Source organism: Brevundimonas sediminis (assembly GCF_048799765.1).
Lineage (GTDB): Bacteria > Pseudomonadota > Alphaproteobacteria > Caulobacterales > Caulobacteraceae > Brevundimonas.
This window is the reverse complement of sequence record NZ_JBLYQK010000048.1, coordinates 1-13,070: the sequence shown is the minus strand read 5'-3', so window position 1 is coordinate 13,070 and position 13,070 is coordinate 1. Positions and strand designations below refer to the sequence as shown.

The window sequence follows — 13,070 nt, the reverse complement described above, 5'->3', positions numbered from 1 at the left end:
GTGGGTCGCGGCGGCGTCGGAGTCGGACGGGGCGTCGGCGGCGGCGGCGTGGGCTCGGGCGGCGGCGTCGGCTCGGCCGTCGTCTCGACCGGGGCCGTGGCCACGTCCTCGGTGATCAGCTCTTCGCTGGGGTTGAGCGGACGGGCGCCCAGCTCCTCCATCTCGGAGATAACCTGCACCGGCACCGCATTGTTCACCGTCATCGGCGCCGGCGGCTTGGCCGTCATCAGGGCGAACGCGATCAATCCCGCCACCCCGGCGTGGATGACGACGGTTCCGATCAGGCCGGCGCTGCTGGAACGGTCCACGCCGTCAGCCCTCCCCGGACGCCGCGCTGGTGTCGGTAATGAGGTTCAGTTTGGTGAAGCCTTCCGACGACAGACGGGCCATGACCCGGGCCACCGCCTGGTAGGGGGCGCGGCCGTCCGCGCGGACGAAGACCGGCTTCTCACGCGACCCCGGACCGCCCTCGCGGGCGACGGACAGGACCAGATCGTCAAACCGGACCTGGGTCTCGCCGACATAGATCTCGCCGTCCCGCTTGATCGAGACCGTCACCGGCTCGCTGCTGGTGTCGATCGAACTGGCCTCGGTCTTGGGCAGTTCGACCTCGACGCCGGTCGTCAGCAGGGGCGCCGAGATCATGAAAATGATCAGCAGCACCAGCATGACGTCGACCAGGGGGGTGACGTTGATCTCGCTCAGCGGACGCTTGCGCGCCCGACGGCGACCGCGGACATGTCCGCCGCCGCCCGCTCCGCCCATCGCCATGGCTCAGACCTCCCGACGGGAGTCGGCCGCCGGGCCGGAGCCCAGACGGCGGGCGACGGCGGCCTGCAGGTCGTCGGCGAAGCTTTCGAGACGACCGGTGAACTTGCCCGCGTCGATCGAGAATTTGTTGTAGGCGATGTAGGCCGGGATGGCCGCGAACAGGCCGATGGCGGTGGCGAACAGGGCCTCCGAGATCGCCGGGGCCACGGTCGTCAGATTGGTGTTGCCCGCGCCGGCGATGGCGCCGAAGGCGTTCATGATCCCCCACACCGTGCCGAACAGGCCGATGAAGGGCGAGGAGGTGGCGACCACCGAGAGGACCCCGAGGCCGTTCTCGACGCGCTGGCCCTCGCGGGCGATCAGGCTGTCCAGCGCCCGGTCGATGCGGGCCATCAGCAGGCCGCCCTGGGCCTCGCTGGTCAGGCCGCGGGTGCGGGCCTCGCGCCAGTCGCTGAGCGCGATGACCAGCATGCGGGGCAGCGGGTGGGCCGGGTTCGGCCCGGCCTGGGCGGCGATCTCCTCCAGCGACCGGCCGGAGCCGACCGCGTCCTCGAACGCGTTGGCCTGACGGTTCAGGGCGCTGAAGCTGATCGCCTTGCTGATGATCACGGCCCAGGACCAGATCGACGCGATCGCCAGGCCGACCATGATGGCCTGCACGACGATATCGGCCTCCATGAAGATGGAGACGGGGTTCAGCATGGAATGCTCGGCGGCGATGGTCATTCAGGCGTCCTTGCGTGTCCGTCCCTGTGCAGCGGACGGACGTGGCGGTTCTGTGGCGAGTCAGCTGTCGTCAGGCGGTTTAGCGAGGTCTAGCGACACGGTCACGCTTGTGCACATGACAGGTTCGCTATCGCGTGGTTGTTCGCCTTTCAGGCTTGTTCGGCGGCCAGCCACGGACCGACCTTTTCAATCAGGGCCTTCGTCGGGCGGCGGGGGCGGCCGTCCATATGGATGCAGACCACCTCGACCGCCGCGCGGCACAGGGCGTCCTCTCCCCGCGCGACTTCCTGACGGATCAGCAGACGCGGCCCCTTCACCGCCTCGTACCAGGTGCGGACCACGAGCTGGTCGTCGATGCGGGCCGGCCTGAGGAAGGTCAGCTCCATCTTCGAGACGACGAAGGCCATGGGCTGGTCGTGGTCCAGCAGTTCGGCGTGGCCGATCCCCATCAGGCGCAGGCAGTCCGACCGGCCCCGCTCGAAATAGCGGACGTAGTTGGCGTGATAGACCAGACCGGTGAAGTCGGTGTCCTCGTAATAGACGCGCACGGGCAGGCGATGCTCGCGGCCGTCGAAGCGGCCGGCGGTGGGGCTGTCGGTCATTGCGGGAGGTCTCCACGCCGCTTGAGGAAGCCGGGGCAGAGGTCCGTCTGGTTCTGGTCGAACTCCATCTTCAGCGGATCGGTCTCCAGCATCAGGCGATTGGGCCGCGACACGAAGGCGACCACCTCGCCGCCGTGACGGACATAGCCGCAGACGGCGCGGCGGCGGCCGGTCTCGGTGTAGGTGACATGGGCGTCGGGACCGACCAGGGCGTGAACCTGGGTCTGCGCCCGTTCCTCCGGCGTCGGCTCCGCCGGTCCGAAGGCGTGGCGGCTGACCAGCCACAGGATGAGCAGGCCAAGCAGCAGCACGGCCCCGCCCAGCACGGTGATCAGACGATCGACCCGGATTGTCCGTTTCGCCATGCGGCCCTCCTCGCCCCGACCATGCCGGGGTTCGGCGCGGAGGTGAACCCTACTTGCCGCCGAACAGGTCGCCCGCTTGCGGGACCTTGGGCGGTTCGCTGAGGCCGAGGTGGCTGTAGGCGCGGGCGCAGGCCATGCGGCCGCGGGGGGTGCGCTGGATGAAGCCCTGCTGGAGCAGATAGGGCTCGATGACGTCCTCGACCGCGTCGCGCGCCTCGGCGATGGCGGCGGCGAGGGTGTCCATGCCGACGGGGCCGCCGCCGTAGTTCTCGATCAGGGCCTTGAGGAAGCGGCGGTCGTTGGAGTCCAGGCCGACCTCATCGATCTCGAGCCGGGCCAGGGCGCGGGCGGCGACCAGCCTGTCGATGGCGGGCGCGCCCTCGGCGTCGGCGAAGTCGCGCACCCGGCGCAGCAGGCGGCCGGCGATGCGGGGCGTGCCGCGCGAGCGCGAGGCGACCTCGAAGGCGCCGTCCTCGGTGATGGCCGCGCCCATCTTGCGCGCCGTGCCGATCACCACGCGGGTCAGCTCCTGAGGGGTATAGAACTCCAGCCTCACCGGAATGCCGAAACGGTCGCGCAGCGGCGTGGCCAACAGGCCCGCGCGGGTGGTGGCGCCGACCAGGGTGAAGGGCGCCAGATCGATGCGAACCGAGCGCGCCGACGGCCCCTCGCCGATGATCAGGTCGAGGACGTGATCCTCCATCGCCGGATAGAGGATTTCCTCTACCTGCGGGCTGAGGCGGTGGATCTCGTCGATGAACAGAACGTCGCGCGGTTCGAGATTGGTCAGGATGGCCGCGAGGTCGCCGGGCTTGGCGAGGATCGGGCCGGAGGTGGCGCGGAAGCCGACGCCCAGCTCACGCGACACGATCTGGGCCAGGGTGGTCTTGCCGAGGCCCGGAGGGCCGAACAGCAGGACGTGGTCCAGCGCCTCCTGACGCCCACGGGCGGCGTTGATGAAGACCTGCAGGTTGCCCTTGGCCTGCTCCTGCCCGACGAACTCCGACAGGGTCTGGGGCCGCAGGGCGCGGTCATAGGCTTCGCCCGGCGCGGCCTCGGGAGAGATGATGCGGTCGTCGGTCATGCGCGGCTCCGCCGCTTCGGGTCGAGGGTCGAGGGTCGAGGGTCGAGGGAAGATTGAGTTTCCACCGCCTTCTCCGTCAGCCCGCGCCCTTCAAATCCGAACACCTCGACCCTCGACCCTCGACCCTCGACCCTCATCGCCCCAGCTCCTGCAGCGCGGCGCGGATGACGGCCGACAGATCCGCCTCCTCGCCCAGCCGGATGAGGGCCTGGTCGACGGCGCGGCGGGCGTTGATCTCGGCGACTCCGAGGCCGAGCAGGGCCGAGACAGCCTCGCCGGTCAGGCTGGGCGCCGGGGCGACGACAGCGGCCTCGACATGGACGCCGGGGGCCGTGGGAGTGAAGGACGCCTCGCCCAGCGACTTGCCCTTCAACTCGGTGACGATGCGCAGCGCCAGCTTGGGGCCGACGCCGTTGGCGCGGGCGACCGCGGCCTTGTCCTCGCGCGCGACGGCCGAGGCCAGCTCGCCCGGCGGCAGGACGTCGAGCACCCCCAGCGCCGCCTTGGGCCCGACGCCCTGGATGGCCAGCATGGTGGTGAAGGCCCGACGCTCGTCGCGGGTCAGGAAGCCGTAGAGGCGCGGACCGGCGTCCTCGCTCCACTGCGAATGGATATGCAGGGTCGCCTCGTCGCCGGGCGCCGGGAGACGGCCCAGCGTGCGGGCGCCGCAGGCCACGACATAGCCGACGCCCATGCAGTCCAGCAGACAATGGTCCTGTTCGACCTCGGCCAGGACGCCGCGCAGACGACCGATCATGCCGCGCCTCGCAGGGTCTCGAGCAGGGCCCGCCTGCGCAGCTGGGCGTGGGTGATGGCGACGGCCAGGGCGTCAGCGGCGTCGGCCTTCACATCGCCGGAGGCCGGCAGCAGGCGCTTCACCATGAAGGCGATCTGGCCCTTGTCGGCGTGGCCGGCGCCGACCACCGCCTTCTTGATCAGATTGGGCGAGTATTCCGCCACCGGCAGCCCGCATTTGGCGGGGGCCAGCATGACCGCGGCGCGGGCGTGGCCCAGTTTGAGCGTCGAGGACGGGTTCACGTTGACGAAGACCTCCTCGACCGCCGCCTCCTCGCAGGCGTAGTCGCCGCACAGGGCGGTGACCGCGTCCAGCAGGTGCACCAGCCGCTCGGCGAAGGGGGCGGTCTCGGGCGGGGTGACCACGCCGTGGGCGATCCAGCGCAGGCGTGAGCCCTCGGCTGAAATCACGCCCCATCCGGTGCGTCTGAGGCCGGGGTCCAGCCCGATGATCCGAGTCGCTTCGTTCGCCATCCGTTCCCTTTTGCCCGAGAGATGCCTAACGGACAATGACCGGACACGCGCCAAATAGATTGCATATGCAACGCCTCCGTGTTTTGCATATGCAATGGACACGACCCCCTGCATCTGCGGCCGCCTGCGTCGCACCTCGCGCGCCCTCACTCGCTTGTATGACGAGGCGCTGGCGCCGGTGGGGATCACCGTGACCCAGTTTTCGGTGATGCGGACCCTGTCGCGGATGGAGCGGCCGACGCTGGTCGAACTGGCCGAGGCGACAGCGCATGAGAAGAGCGCCCTGTGGCGCATCCTGCAGCCGCTGGTGAAGGCCGGCTGGATCGCAACAGCGGCGGAAGCGGGCGCGCGGGCGCAGCGGCTGTCGGTCACGCCGCCGGGGCTGGAAAAGCTGAATGACGCCCTGCCCCACTGGCGCGCGGCGCAGGCGAAGGTGTCGGAGACTCTCGGTGAGCGTGAAGCCGCCCTGATCGCCCTGCTGAAGGAGGTCGAGACCCATGTCTGAAGCCGTCTCGTCCAAGCTGTCGACCCGCGTCTGGATCATGATCCTCACCGGGGCGGTGATCGTCACCCTGTCGATGGGGGTGCGGCAGTCGTTCGGCCTGTTCCTCGGCCCGCTGGGGCTGGAGCTGCAGGTGGACCGCCAGACCTTTGGCCTGATCGTGGCCGGGCAAAACCTGCTGTTCGGCCTGCTGCAGCCCTTCGTCGGGGCGTGGGCCGACCGGCACGGGGCGGGCAAGGTCGCCGTGTTCGGGGCCGTGGTCTATGCGATCGGGATGGTCGTTGCGGCGACGGCGGCGAACGCCCTGGGGTTGGCCATCGGCTTCGGGGCGCTGGTCGGACTGGCCATGGCGGGCTGCACCTTCACCGTCATCCTCGGCGCGGTCGGGAAGATCGTCCCGGCGGACAAGCGGACCCTGGCCTTCGGCATCGTCACGGCGGGCGGATCGTTTGGCCAGTTTCTGGTCGTCCCGGCGGCGCAGGGTCTGCTGGACGCGCTGGACTGGCGGCTGACCCTGGCGGTGCTGGGCGGCCTGATCGTGCTGATCATCCCGCTGGCGCTGGGCGTGGCAGGCAAGCCGCCGGCGGCGATCAGCGCACAGGACGGCCCGCCCATCGGGCAGGCGCTGCAGGAGGCCTTTGGCGACCGGTCTTTCTGGCTGTTGAACGCAGGCTTCTTCGTCTGCGGCTTCCACATCGCTTTCGTCGGCACCCACCTGCCCTCCTACATCCGCGATCAGGGCCTGCCCGCGGAGGTCGGCGCCTGGTCGCTGGCGCTGATCGGCCTGTTCAACATCGCGGGCTCGTGGCTCTGGGGCGCCTGGGGATCGAAGCGGTCGAAGAAAGGACTGCTGGCCCTGCTCTACGCCCTGCGCGCGGCGGCCATCGCGATCTTCCTGGTGGTCCCGATCTCGCCGGTCAGTGTGCTGGCCTTCGCCGCGACCTTCGGCTTCCTGTGGCTGGGGACCGTGCCGCTGACCAACGGGCTGGTGGCGCAGATCTATGGGCTGAGACACCTGTCGGCGCTGGGCGGGATCGTCTTCCTGAGCCATCAGGTCGGGGCCTTCCTCGGCGCCTGGCTGGCGGGCGTGGCCTTCGACGCGACCGGCTCCTACCTGGTGATCTGGCTGGTCTCGATCGGGCTGGGCCTGCTCGCGGCGGCGGCGAACCTGCCGATCCGCGAGGCGCCGCTGGTCCGGCCTGAAACGGTCCCGGCGGAATGACCCGCAAGCTCATCATCGGCGCGGGACTGGCCCTGCTGGCGGGGCTGAGCCTGTGGCTGTGGGGGCGGAACGGGCTGGCGGTCTTCGTCGACGCCGCCGTCGCCTTCTGCACCTGACGCCTGCTCGTCGCCTACTCGTCCCTGGGCATGACCGAAAAGCCGGCGAGGCCGTCCTCGGCCGACAGACGCTCGACGAGGCCGTCGATGTCCAGCGGCATCGGCCCCCTCACCTTCAGATGATGCTCATGCAGCTTGCCGTCCTGGGTGACCACATGACCCAGGCGGACGGCGCTCATGCCGGAATCGCGGAACAGGTTGCGGACCCGCGCCTCGCCCGGGGCGGCGTTGCGCCGCCAGCTCAGCGTGACGTCCATCACCCCGATATGGGGCAGCTTCGCGTCCGCCAGGCGCAGGACGCCCAGCACCGCCAGGGTCGCCCCCGCCGCCAGCAAGGCCAGCGGCAGCATGCCGACGCCGAACAGCACGCCGATCGCCGAGGTGACCCACAGGGACGCCGCCGTGGTCAGGCCGTGGACAGAGAACCCCTCGCGGAAGATCACCCCCGCGCAGAGGAAGCCGATGCCGGTCAGCAGACCGTGCGACATGCGGGTGGGGTCGATCACCACAGTCTGGCCCGGCAGGGCGGTGAAGGCCCAGGTCGACTGATGCATGGCCGCCAGCATCAGCACGCAGCTGGTCAGACAGACGAGAATGTGGGTGCGGAAGCCCGCCGGGTGGCCGTGATAGGTGCGCTCGACCCCGATCAGTCCCCCGGCCGTCATGGCCGCGAGCACCGGCCAGACCAGTTCCCAGTTCATCAGCATTCGCTCCGTAGGCAGACGAATCCTGAAGCCTAGGCCCGTCCGCCCGAACCGATCAAGCGCGGTGGGTCAGGTGGACCGAGACAAGCCCGTCAACGCGCGCTAGCGTCTGGCCGGACAGGGGGAGAGTCCGGATGATCAGGACCACGACCGCAATGCTGACCGCGCTGGCGGCGGCCGCGCTTCTGGCCGGGAGCGCGGCGGCGCAAACCGGCGCCGCACGCCCGGATCAGGCCGCGTTCCGGGACCTGTACCGGGAGCTGATCGAGACCAACACCACCCTGTCCGAGGGCAGCTGCACCCTGGCGGCTGAGCGGATGGCCGCACGGCTGCTGGCGGCGGGCTATCCGGTGGAAGACGTGCGGGTGCTGGTCCCGGCGGAGCGGCCGAAGGACGGCAATCTGGCGGCGGTGCTGCGCGGGTCGGACCCGACGGCCGAACCCCTGCTGCTGCTGGCCCATATCGACGTGGTCGAGGCCCGGCGCGAGGACTGGGTGCGCGACCCGTTCACCCTGGTCGAGGAGGACGGCTATTTTTACGCCCGGGGCGCGCAGGACGACAAGGCGCAGGCGGCGATCTGGGTGGACACCCTGATCCGGCTGAAGGGCGAGGGCTTCACCCCGCGCCGTGACATCAAGATCGCCCTGACCTGCGGCGAGGAGACGTCGGACACCTTCAACGGCGTCTCGTGGTTACTGGCGAACCATCGCGACGCGCTGCAGGCCGGATTTGCCCTGAACGAGGGCGCGCGCGGGCGGCTGGACGCGGCGGGGAACCGGGTGGCGCTGGAAATCCAGGCCGGCGAGAAAATCTACCAGGACTACCGGCTGGAGATCAGCAACCCCGGCGGCCATTCGTCCCGGCCGGTGCCGGACAACGCCATCTATCGCCTGTCGGCCGCCCTGACACGGCTGGGCGGCCACACCTTCCCGACCGAGCCCAACCCGACGGTGAAGGCCTATTTCGCGGCCCTCGCCGTGACCAATCCGGTCCATGCGGCGGACATGCGGGCCGTCGGCTCGGGGACGCCGGCGCAGATGCAGGCCGCGGCGACCCGCCTGTCCGCCGCCGATCCCGCCTGGAATGCGGTGCTGCGCACCACCTGCGTGGCGACGATGGTCGACGCGGGCCATGCGCCGAACGCCCTGCCCCAGCGCGCCGTCGCCAATGTGAACTGCCGCATCCTGCCGGGGCATGACCCGCAGGCGATCCGGGGCGAGCTGGACCGGGTGCTCGCCGATCCGGGGATCGCGGTGACCATCGCGGGCAACATCGACCCGACCTCGCCGCCCCCGCCGCTGAGCGTGGAGATCGTGGAGCCGATCCTGGCCGCCGCCGCGGACCTGTGGCCCGACGTGCCCATCGTGCCCTCGATGAGCCCCGGCGCCACGGACGGACGGTTCACCAATGCGGCGGGCATTCCGACCTACGGGGTCACGGGCCTGTTCGCCGATCCGGACGGCGGCGGAGTCCACGGGCTGAACGAGCGGATCCGGGTGCGGTCGCTGTACGAGGGCCGGGACTTCCTGTTCGCCCTCGTCAGGGCCTACGCCCGATAGGGGCGTCGGCGGCGCGAACCGGCGCCGTTTGAAACCTGAGCGCGCATTCGCCGTTTCGGACATGCAGGCGCAGGGCCTGCGCCGACCGACACGCCGCCATGTCCGCCAGTTTCGATCGTCACCTCTGCCCCGACCACTTCTGCGCCCTGAAGGCGGAGGTGATCCGCGCCGCCGTCGAGTTGTCCGACGCCCAGCTGATGGAGCTGAGCGACGCCCTGCACAGCATGCTGCGCCTGCGCCGCCCGGGCCGCCCCATCACCGATGACGCCGGCTGGATGGTCGACGGCGAGACGCCGTATCCGGGCTGACCGGTCTCAGCCGGCGTACTTGGCCGCGTCCTCGTCCGAGATGTCCTCGTTCGAATAGACGTTCTGGACGTCGTCCTCGGCGTCCAGCGCGTCGAGGAGTTTGAAAAGGGTGCCGACGGCCTCGCCGGTGACCGGCACGTCCGACTGCGGCTTCCAGACGATGGCGGTCGACTTGGGATCGCCCAGCACCCTGGACATGGCCTCGGCCACGTCGTTCAGGTCCTCGAAGGCGGTCCAGATGGTGTGGCCCGGCGCGTCTTCGTAGATGTCCGGCTTGACCAGATCGCTCTCGACGTCCTGGGCGCCGGCCTCGATGGCGGCCTCCATGACGGCGTCTTCAGTGCCAGCCTCGGCGGCGTAGACGATCTTGCCGACCTTGTCCCACATGAAGGCGACCGAGTTCATCTCGCCCAGCGCACCGCCGTTCTTCTTGAACGCCGTGCCGATGTTGGAGGCCGCGCGGTTGCGGTTGTCGGTCAGGGCCTCGACGATGATGCCGACGCCGCCGGGGCCGCGGCCCTCGTAGCGGACCTCTTCCATCGTATCGAGATCGCCCGACGACGCCTTGTTGATGGCGCGGGCGATGACGTCCTTGGGCAGGCTTTCGGCCTTGGCGTTGTTCACCGCCAGACGCAGGCGCGGGTTCATGGCCGGATCGGGCATGCCCGACTTGGCGGCGACGGTGATGTCGCGCGACAGCTTGGAGAACAGCTTGGAGCGCTGGGCGTCGGCGCGCCCCTTGCGGTGCATGATGTTCTTGAACTTGGAATGGCCGGCCATGAATCAGGTCTCTTGTCGTTTAAGCGCTATCGCTCGCGGCGCGGCCGCTCGCTGCTTGAGCGCGAGGTCGTGGTCTTGAAAGTCGGAGCCGCGATCTACCCGATGGCGGACACGCTGTCACGATTCAGGAACCGGTAGAGCTTTACAGGCATTTGGAACGCAGAAGACGGAGCCCTGACATGACCGCCGAAGACGCCATCTACGCCGCCCAGGGCTATCACGACGAGGACCTGCACGAGGCCGACATCGTCGAGTGGTACGAGGCCCGCCCGGTCACCGTCCCGACCGCCCTGGCCGCCGGCGCGGTGATCGGCGCCTTCACCCTGGGCGTCCTGACCGCCGTCGGCGCCCTGGCGCTGATGGGCCGTCTGGACGACTGAGCCCGGGAGGGCGTCAGCTCTTCAGGCTCTCCAGAAACCCGCGCATCTTGTCGTCCACGCTGACCGGCCGCTTGGTTTCGCGGTCGACGTAGACGTGGACGAAATAGCCGACGGCGGCGGCGTCCTGCTCATTGTTGCGGAACAGGGCGATCTCGTAGCGGACCGAGCTGGTGCCGACGTGGGCGACGCGAACGCCCGCCTCGATCTCGTCCGGGAAGGCGGTCGGCGAGAAGTAGCGGCAGCCGGTCTCGGCGACCAGACCGATGGTCTTGCCGTTGTGGATGTCCAGCACCCCGTTGACCACCAGCAGCCGGTTCACCGCCGTGTCGAACCACGAATAATAGACGACGTTGTTCACGTGGCCGTAGACGTCGTTGTCCATCCAGCGGGTCGAGATCTGCTGGAAGCGACGATAGTCGCCGCGCTTCGTGCGTTCGATGGTGCCGGTCAAAATTCACTCCCTCCTGTGTCGCGCTACCGCTCGGCGCGCGGCGCCTCGCTGCTTGAGCGCATTGTTGTGCACTAACGCTCGGGACGCGGTCCCTCGCTGCTTGAGCGCATTGGTTGGTCGTTTCCCCCGAGCGTCTCTGCGGACACTTCGGACGAACAGCGTTGGGCTTGGCGGACGCGGCGTCAAGCGCCTAGCGTAAACGTCATGAGCACGATCCAGACCCGCGCCGCCGTCCTTCGCGCCATGGGCGCCGCGCGGCCCTATGCCGACAGCCGCCCGCTGGCCATCGAGACCGTCGCGCTGGCCCCGCCGGGCGCCGGGGAGGTGCTGGTGGCGGTAAAGGCCGCGGGCCTGTGCCATTCGGACCTCAGCGTCATCAACGGCGACCGGCCCCGACCCATGCCGATGGCGCTGGGCCATGAGGCGGCGGGCATCGTCGAGGCGGTCGGCCCCGGTGTGGACGACCTGGGCCCCGGCGACCACGTGGTCATGGTCTTCATGCCCAGCTGCGGCCACTGTCCGCCCTGCGCCGGGGGCCGCCCGGCCCTGTGCGAGCCCGGCGCGGCGGCCAACGGCAAGGGCGAGCTGCTGGGCGGCGGCACCCGGCTGCACGTCGAGGACGGCGACCTGCATCACCATCTGGGTTGCTCCGCCTTCGCCGACCGGGCCGTGGTCTCGCGCCGGTCGCTGGTGAAGGTCCCGAAGGACCTGCCGTTCGAGCACGCGGCCCTGTTCGGCTGCGCGGTCCTGACCGGGGTCGGCGCGGTGGTGAACACGGCGTCGGTGCGGGCCGGACAGTCGGTGGCCGTCGTAGGCTTGGGCGGCGTCGGCCTGGCCTCGGTGCTGGGGGCGCTGGCCTCCGGGGCGAGCCCGGTCGTCGCTGTGGACCTGTCGGAGGACAAGCTGGCGCTGGCCCGGTCGCTGGGCCCGGTGCTGACCGTCAACGCCGCCGACGCCGACGCCGTCGAACAGGTGCGCGCCCTGACCGGCGGCGGGGCCGATGTGGTGCTGGAAATGGCCGGCTCGATCCGTGCGCTGGAGGCGGCGTGGAAGATGACGAAGCGCGGCGGAACCACCGTCACCGCCGGCCTGCCCCCGCCCGAGGCGGCGCTGGCGGTCAATGTGGTCAACCTCGTGGCCGAGGAGCGGACCCTGAAGGGCAGCTACATCGGCACCGCCATCCCGTCGCGCGACATCCCCCGCTACATCCAGCTGTTCCGCGACGGCCGCCTGCCGGTCGACCGGCTGCTGACCGGGACAGTCAAACTCGAGGACATCAACGCCGCCTTCGACGCCCTGCACGCGGGCGAGGCGGTGCGCACGGTGGTGACCTTCGGCGACTGACGGCCTAAACCTCGCCCCATGACCCAAGCCCCCCTGCGCCGCCTGATCGACCTGCCCGGCCTCGACGCCCTCGAGATGAAGGCGCTGATGAAGCCGCGCATGGCCGACCCGGACGAGCGCCATGAGTTCCCCGAGATCGACGAGGCCTCGAAGACTGTCTTCGGCCTGACCCCGGACGAGGCCGAGGCCGTGGCCCTGCCGGACGACTGGGACGGCATCGAGCGTCTGGAGGGCTTTGACCTGACCGACGCCTTCGAGGCCGGGGGCTGGGACGTCACCGACAGCAAGCGCAAACCCCTGCGCATGATCCGCCACTGGGCCCTGCCCCTGGCCCTGGCCATGCGCGGCGTCGCCGGCGAACTGCCCTTCGCCCCGGAGCCCGGCCCGGACGACCCCGGCGACGACTGGGGGGCGAAGATGGCGGCCGAGGCGACGCGGTTCAGGAAGCGGTAGCCGTCAGAGCATCGCCACCCCGTCGGGCGAGGCCTTCGCCCGGGCGATGACGGCGTGGACGTGCGCCATGAAGGCCTGCTCGATCCGGTACAGCGGCGCCGGCAGGATATAGTCGCGCGCCCGGACGCGGCGTCCCGCGCGGAGCGCCTCGTGGAAATGCACCTCCCGCTGGGGCTCCGGCTCCAGCTCGCCCCGGGCGATGAGTGCGAGGCGCCGGCGCTGGAGGTGCTCGATCAGGAAATTGTCGCGACGGGCGCGGGCGGGGCGGCGGGGCTTCATGGAGGGCTCCTGTGGGGGTGTGGGGGTGTCCCCAGAACCCCCGCTCATCCCGGCGAAAGCCGGGATGAGCGGAATGGAATTGGTCATCGTCCTCCACCGATTGACCCGGCGAGGGTGGGAAGGGCGCGGGACGCCGGGCCTCGCCCGGGGTTTGA

At 70.1% G+C, this 13,070-nt stretch carries 19 protein-coding genes; 7 read left to right on the top strand and 12 right to left on the bottom strand.

What is annotated here, in order from left to right; translation table 11 throughout:
• From ACLQ7T_RS15395 to ruvC, 8 genes are all read right to left on the bottom strand, one after another.
• Positions 1–308: hypothetical protein (locus ACLQ7T_RS15395; RefSeq protein ID WP_420480192.1), on the bottom strand; the 308-nt coding region annotated here is incomplete at its 3' end.
• A 4-nt stretch (positions 309–312) separates the two neighbouring features.
• Positions 313–771, bottom strand: a complete 459-nt coding sequence (locus ACLQ7T_RS15390) for an ExbD/TolR family protein (RefSeq protein ID WP_420480191.1) — start codon at positions 769–771, stop codon at positions 313–315.
• A 3-nt stretch (positions 772–774) separates the two neighbouring features.
• Positions 775–1,497: a protein TolQ gene (gene tolQ, locus ACLQ7T_RS15385; RefSeq protein WP_420480190.1), complete on the bottom strand. Its 723-nt coding sequence runs from the start codon at positions 1,495–1,497 to the stop codon at positions 775–777.
• Positions 1,498–1,646: 149 nt separating this feature from the next.
• Positions 1,647–2,099, bottom strand: coding sequence for a tol-pal system-associated acyl-CoA thioesterase (ybgC, locus tag ACLQ7T_RS15380; protein ID WP_420480189.1), 453 nt, complete (start codon positions 2,097–2,099; stop codon positions 1,647–1,649).
• Positions 2,096–2,464 (bottom strand): hypothetical protein, encoded by a 369-nt coding sequence (locus ACLQ7T_RS15375; RefSeq protein ID WP_420480188.1) that lies wholly within the window; start codon positions 2,462–2,464, stop codon positions 2,096–2,098. The genes ybgC and ACLQ7T_RS15375 overlap by 4 nt, the downstream gene beginning before the upstream one ends.
• 49 nt (positions 2,465–2,513) lie before the next feature.
• Positions 2,514–3,548 (bottom strand): Holliday junction branch migration DNA helicase RuvB, encoded by a 1,035-nt coding sequence (gene ruvB, locus ACLQ7T_RS15370; protein WP_420480187.1) that lies wholly within the window; start codon positions 3,546–3,548, stop codon positions 2,514–2,516.
• Between the two features lie 133 nt (positions 3,549–3,681).
• Positions 3,682–4,305, bottom strand: a complete 624-nt coding sequence (ruvA, locus tag ACLQ7T_RS15365; RefSeq protein ID WP_420480186.1) for a Holliday junction branch migration protein RuvA — start codon at positions 4,303–4,305, stop codon at positions 3,682–3,684.
• Positions 4,302–4,817, bottom strand: coding sequence for a crossover junction endodeoxyribonuclease RuvC (gene ruvC / locus ACLQ7T_RS15360; RefSeq protein WP_420480185.1), 516 nt, complete (start codon positions 4,815–4,817; stop codon positions 4,302–4,304). Before ruvC ends, ruvA begins: the two co-directional genes overlap by 4 nt.
• A gap of 94 nt (positions 4,818–4,911) precedes the next feature.
• Here ruvC and ACLQ7T_RS15355 point away from each other — a divergent pair, with 94 nt between their 5' ends.
• Positions 4,912–5,322 carry a MarR family winged helix-turn-helix transcriptional regulator gene (locus tag ACLQ7T_RS15355; protein ID WP_420480184.1) on the top strand — a complete coding sequence of 137 codons (411 nt, stop codon included), beginning with the start codon at positions 4,912–4,914 and terminating at the stop codon, positions 5,320–5,322.
• Positions 5,315–6,541: an MFS transporter gene (locus ACLQ7T_RS15350; protein WP_420480183.1), complete on the top strand. Its 1,227-nt coding sequence runs from the start codon at positions 5,315–5,317 to the stop codon at positions 6,539–6,541. The genes ACLQ7T_RS15355 and ACLQ7T_RS15350 overlap by 8 nt, the downstream gene beginning before the upstream one ends.
• Before the next feature lie 130 nt (positions 6,542–6,671).
• Here ACLQ7T_RS15350 and ACLQ7T_RS15345 read toward each other — a convergent pair whose 3' ends face one another.
• Positions 6,672–7,358, bottom strand: a complete 687-nt coding sequence (locus ACLQ7T_RS15345) for an MgtC/SapB family protein (RefSeq protein WP_420480182.1) — start codon at positions 7,356–7,358, stop codon at positions 6,672–6,674.
• 137 nt (positions 7,359–7,495) lie between these two features.
• Between ACLQ7T_RS15345 and ACLQ7T_RS15340 the strand changes: the two genes are divergently transcribed.
• Positions 7,496–8,920 (top strand): M20/M25/M40 family metallo-hydrolase, encoded by a 1,425-nt coding sequence (locus tag ACLQ7T_RS15340; RefSeq protein WP_420480181.1) that lies wholly within the window; start codon positions 7,496–7,498, stop codon positions 8,918–8,920.
• Positions 8,921–9,018: 98 nt separating this feature from the next.
• On the top strand, positions 9,019–9,228 hold the full coding sequence (locus ACLQ7T_RS15335; protein WP_420480180.1) for a hypothetical protein: 210 nt from the start codon (positions 9,019–9,021) through the stop codon (positions 9,226–9,228).
• 6 nt (positions 9,229–9,234) lie between these two features.
• On the opposite strand, the gene ACLQ7T_RS15330 is transcribed toward ACLQ7T_RS15335, so the two are convergent.
• The gene (locus ACLQ7T_RS15330) at positions 9,235–10,008 is read right to left on the bottom strand and encodes a YebC/PmpR family DNA-binding transcriptional regulator (protein WP_420480179.1); all 774 of its coding nucleotides are present in this window, start codon (positions 10,006–10,008) and stop codon (positions 9,235–9,237) included.
• A gap of 179 nt (positions 10,009–10,187) precedes the next feature.
• Here ACLQ7T_RS15330 and ACLQ7T_RS15325 point away from each other — a divergent pair, with 179 nt between their 5' ends.
• A complete protein-coding gene (locus ACLQ7T_RS15325) occupies positions 10,188–10,388 on the top strand; it encodes a hypothetical protein (protein ID WP_420480178.1) in 201 nt (66 codons plus the stop codon).
• A 13-nt stretch (positions 10,389–10,401) separates the two neighbouring features.
• Here the strand turns inward: ACLQ7T_RS15325 and ACLQ7T_RS15320 are convergent, their stop codons facing one another.
• Entirely contained in the window at positions 10,402–10,839 is a 438-nt protein-coding gene (locus ACLQ7T_RS15320) for an acyl-CoA thioesterase (protein WP_420472403.1), read from the bottom strand.
• Positions 10,840–11,043: 204 nt separating this feature from the next.
• Here ACLQ7T_RS15320 and ACLQ7T_RS15315 point away from each other — a divergent pair, with 204 nt between their 5' ends.
• Both ACLQ7T_RS15315 and ACLQ7T_RS15310 read left to right on the top strand, forming a co-directional pair.
• Positions 11,044–12,183: a zinc-dependent alcohol dehydrogenase family protein gene (locus ACLQ7T_RS15315; RefSeq protein WP_420480177.1), complete on the top strand. Its 1,140-nt coding sequence runs from the start codon at positions 11,044–11,046 to the stop codon at positions 12,181–12,183.
• A gap of 18 nt (positions 12,184–12,201) precedes the next feature.
• Positions 12,202–12,636 carry a hypothetical protein gene (locus tag ACLQ7T_RS15310; RefSeq protein WP_420480176.1) on the top strand — a complete coding sequence of 145 codons (435 nt, stop codon included), beginning with the start codon at positions 12,202–12,204 and terminating at the stop codon, positions 12,634–12,636.
• Between the two features lie 3 nt (positions 12,637–12,639).
• Here the strand turns inward: ACLQ7T_RS15310 and ACLQ7T_RS15305 are convergent, their stop codons facing one another.
• Positions 12,640–12,915, bottom strand: a complete 276-nt coding sequence (locus ACLQ7T_RS15305; protein ID WP_420480175.1) for a hypothetical protein — start codon at positions 12,913–12,915, stop codon at positions 12,640–12,642.
• Positions 12,916–13,070: the final 155 nt, after the last annotated feature.

Bases quoted from the DNA above. Each gene is read 5' to 3' on its own strand.
- ACLQ7T_RS15390 (WP_420480191.1), bottom strand. From the start codon at position 771: ATGGCGATGGGCGGAGCGGGCGGCGGCGGACATGTCCGCGGTCGCCGT.
- tolQ (WP_420480190.1), bottom strand. From the start codon at position 1,497: ATGACCATCGCCGCCGAGCATTCCATGCTGAACCCCGTCTCCATCTTC.
- ybgC (WP_420480189.1), bottom strand. From the start codon at position 2,099: ATGACCGACAGCCCCACCGCCGGCCGCTTCGACGGCCGCGAGCATCGC.
- ACLQ7T_RS15375 (WP_420480188.1), bottom strand. From the start codon at position 2,464: ATGGCGAAACGGACAATCCGGGTCGATCGTCTGATCACCGTGCTGGGC.
- ruvB (WP_420480187.1), bottom strand. From the start codon at position 3,548: ATGACCGACGACCGCATCATCTCTCCCGAGGCCGCGCCGGGCGAAGCC.
- ruvA (WP_420480186.1), bottom strand. From the start codon at position 4,305: ATGATCGGTCGTCTGCGCGGCGTCCTGGCCGAGGTCGAACAGGACCAT.
- ruvC (WP_420480185.1), bottom strand. From the start codon at position 4,817: ATGGCGAACGAAGCGACTCGGATCATCGGGCTGGACCCCGGCCTCAGA.
- ACLQ7T_RS15355 (WP_420480184.1), top strand. From the start codon at position 4,912: ATGGACACGACCCCCTGCATCTGCGGCCGCCTGCGTCGCACCTCGCGC.
- ACLQ7T_RS15350 (WP_420480183.1), top strand. From the start codon at position 5,315: ATGTCTGAAGCCGTCTCGTCCAAGCTGTCGACCCGCGTCTGGATCATG.
- ACLQ7T_RS15345 (WP_420480182.1), bottom strand. From the start codon at position 7,358: ATGAACTGGGAACTGGTCTGGCCGGTGCTCGCGGCCATGACGGCCGGG.
- ACLQ7T_RS15340 (WP_420480181.1), top strand. From the start codon at position 7,496: ATGATCAGGACCACGACCGCAATGCTGACCGCGCTGGCGGCGGCCGCG.
- ACLQ7T_RS15335 (WP_420480180.1), top strand. From the start codon at position 9,019: ATGTCCGCCAGTTTCGATCGTCACCTCTGCCCCGACCACTTCTGCGCC.
- ACLQ7T_RS15330 (WP_420480179.1), bottom strand. From the start codon at position 10,008: ATGGCCGGCCATTCCAAGTTCAAGAACATCATGCACCGCAAGGGGCGC.
- ACLQ7T_RS15325 (WP_420480178.1), top strand. From the start codon at position 10,188: ATGACCGCCGAAGACGCCATCTACGCCGCCCAGGGCTATCACGACGAG.
- ACLQ7T_RS15315 (WP_420480177.1), top strand. From the start codon at position 11,044: ATGAGCACGATCCAGACCCGCGCCGCCGTCCTTCGCGCCATGGGCGCC.
- ACLQ7T_RS15310 (WP_420480176.1), top strand. From the start codon at position 12,202: ATGACCCAAGCCCCCCTGCGCCGCCTGATCGACCTGCCCGGCCTCGAC.
- ACLQ7T_RS15305 (WP_420480175.1), bottom strand. From the start codon at position 12,915: ATGAAGCCCCGCCGCCCCGCCCGCGCCCGTCGCGACAATTTCCTGATC.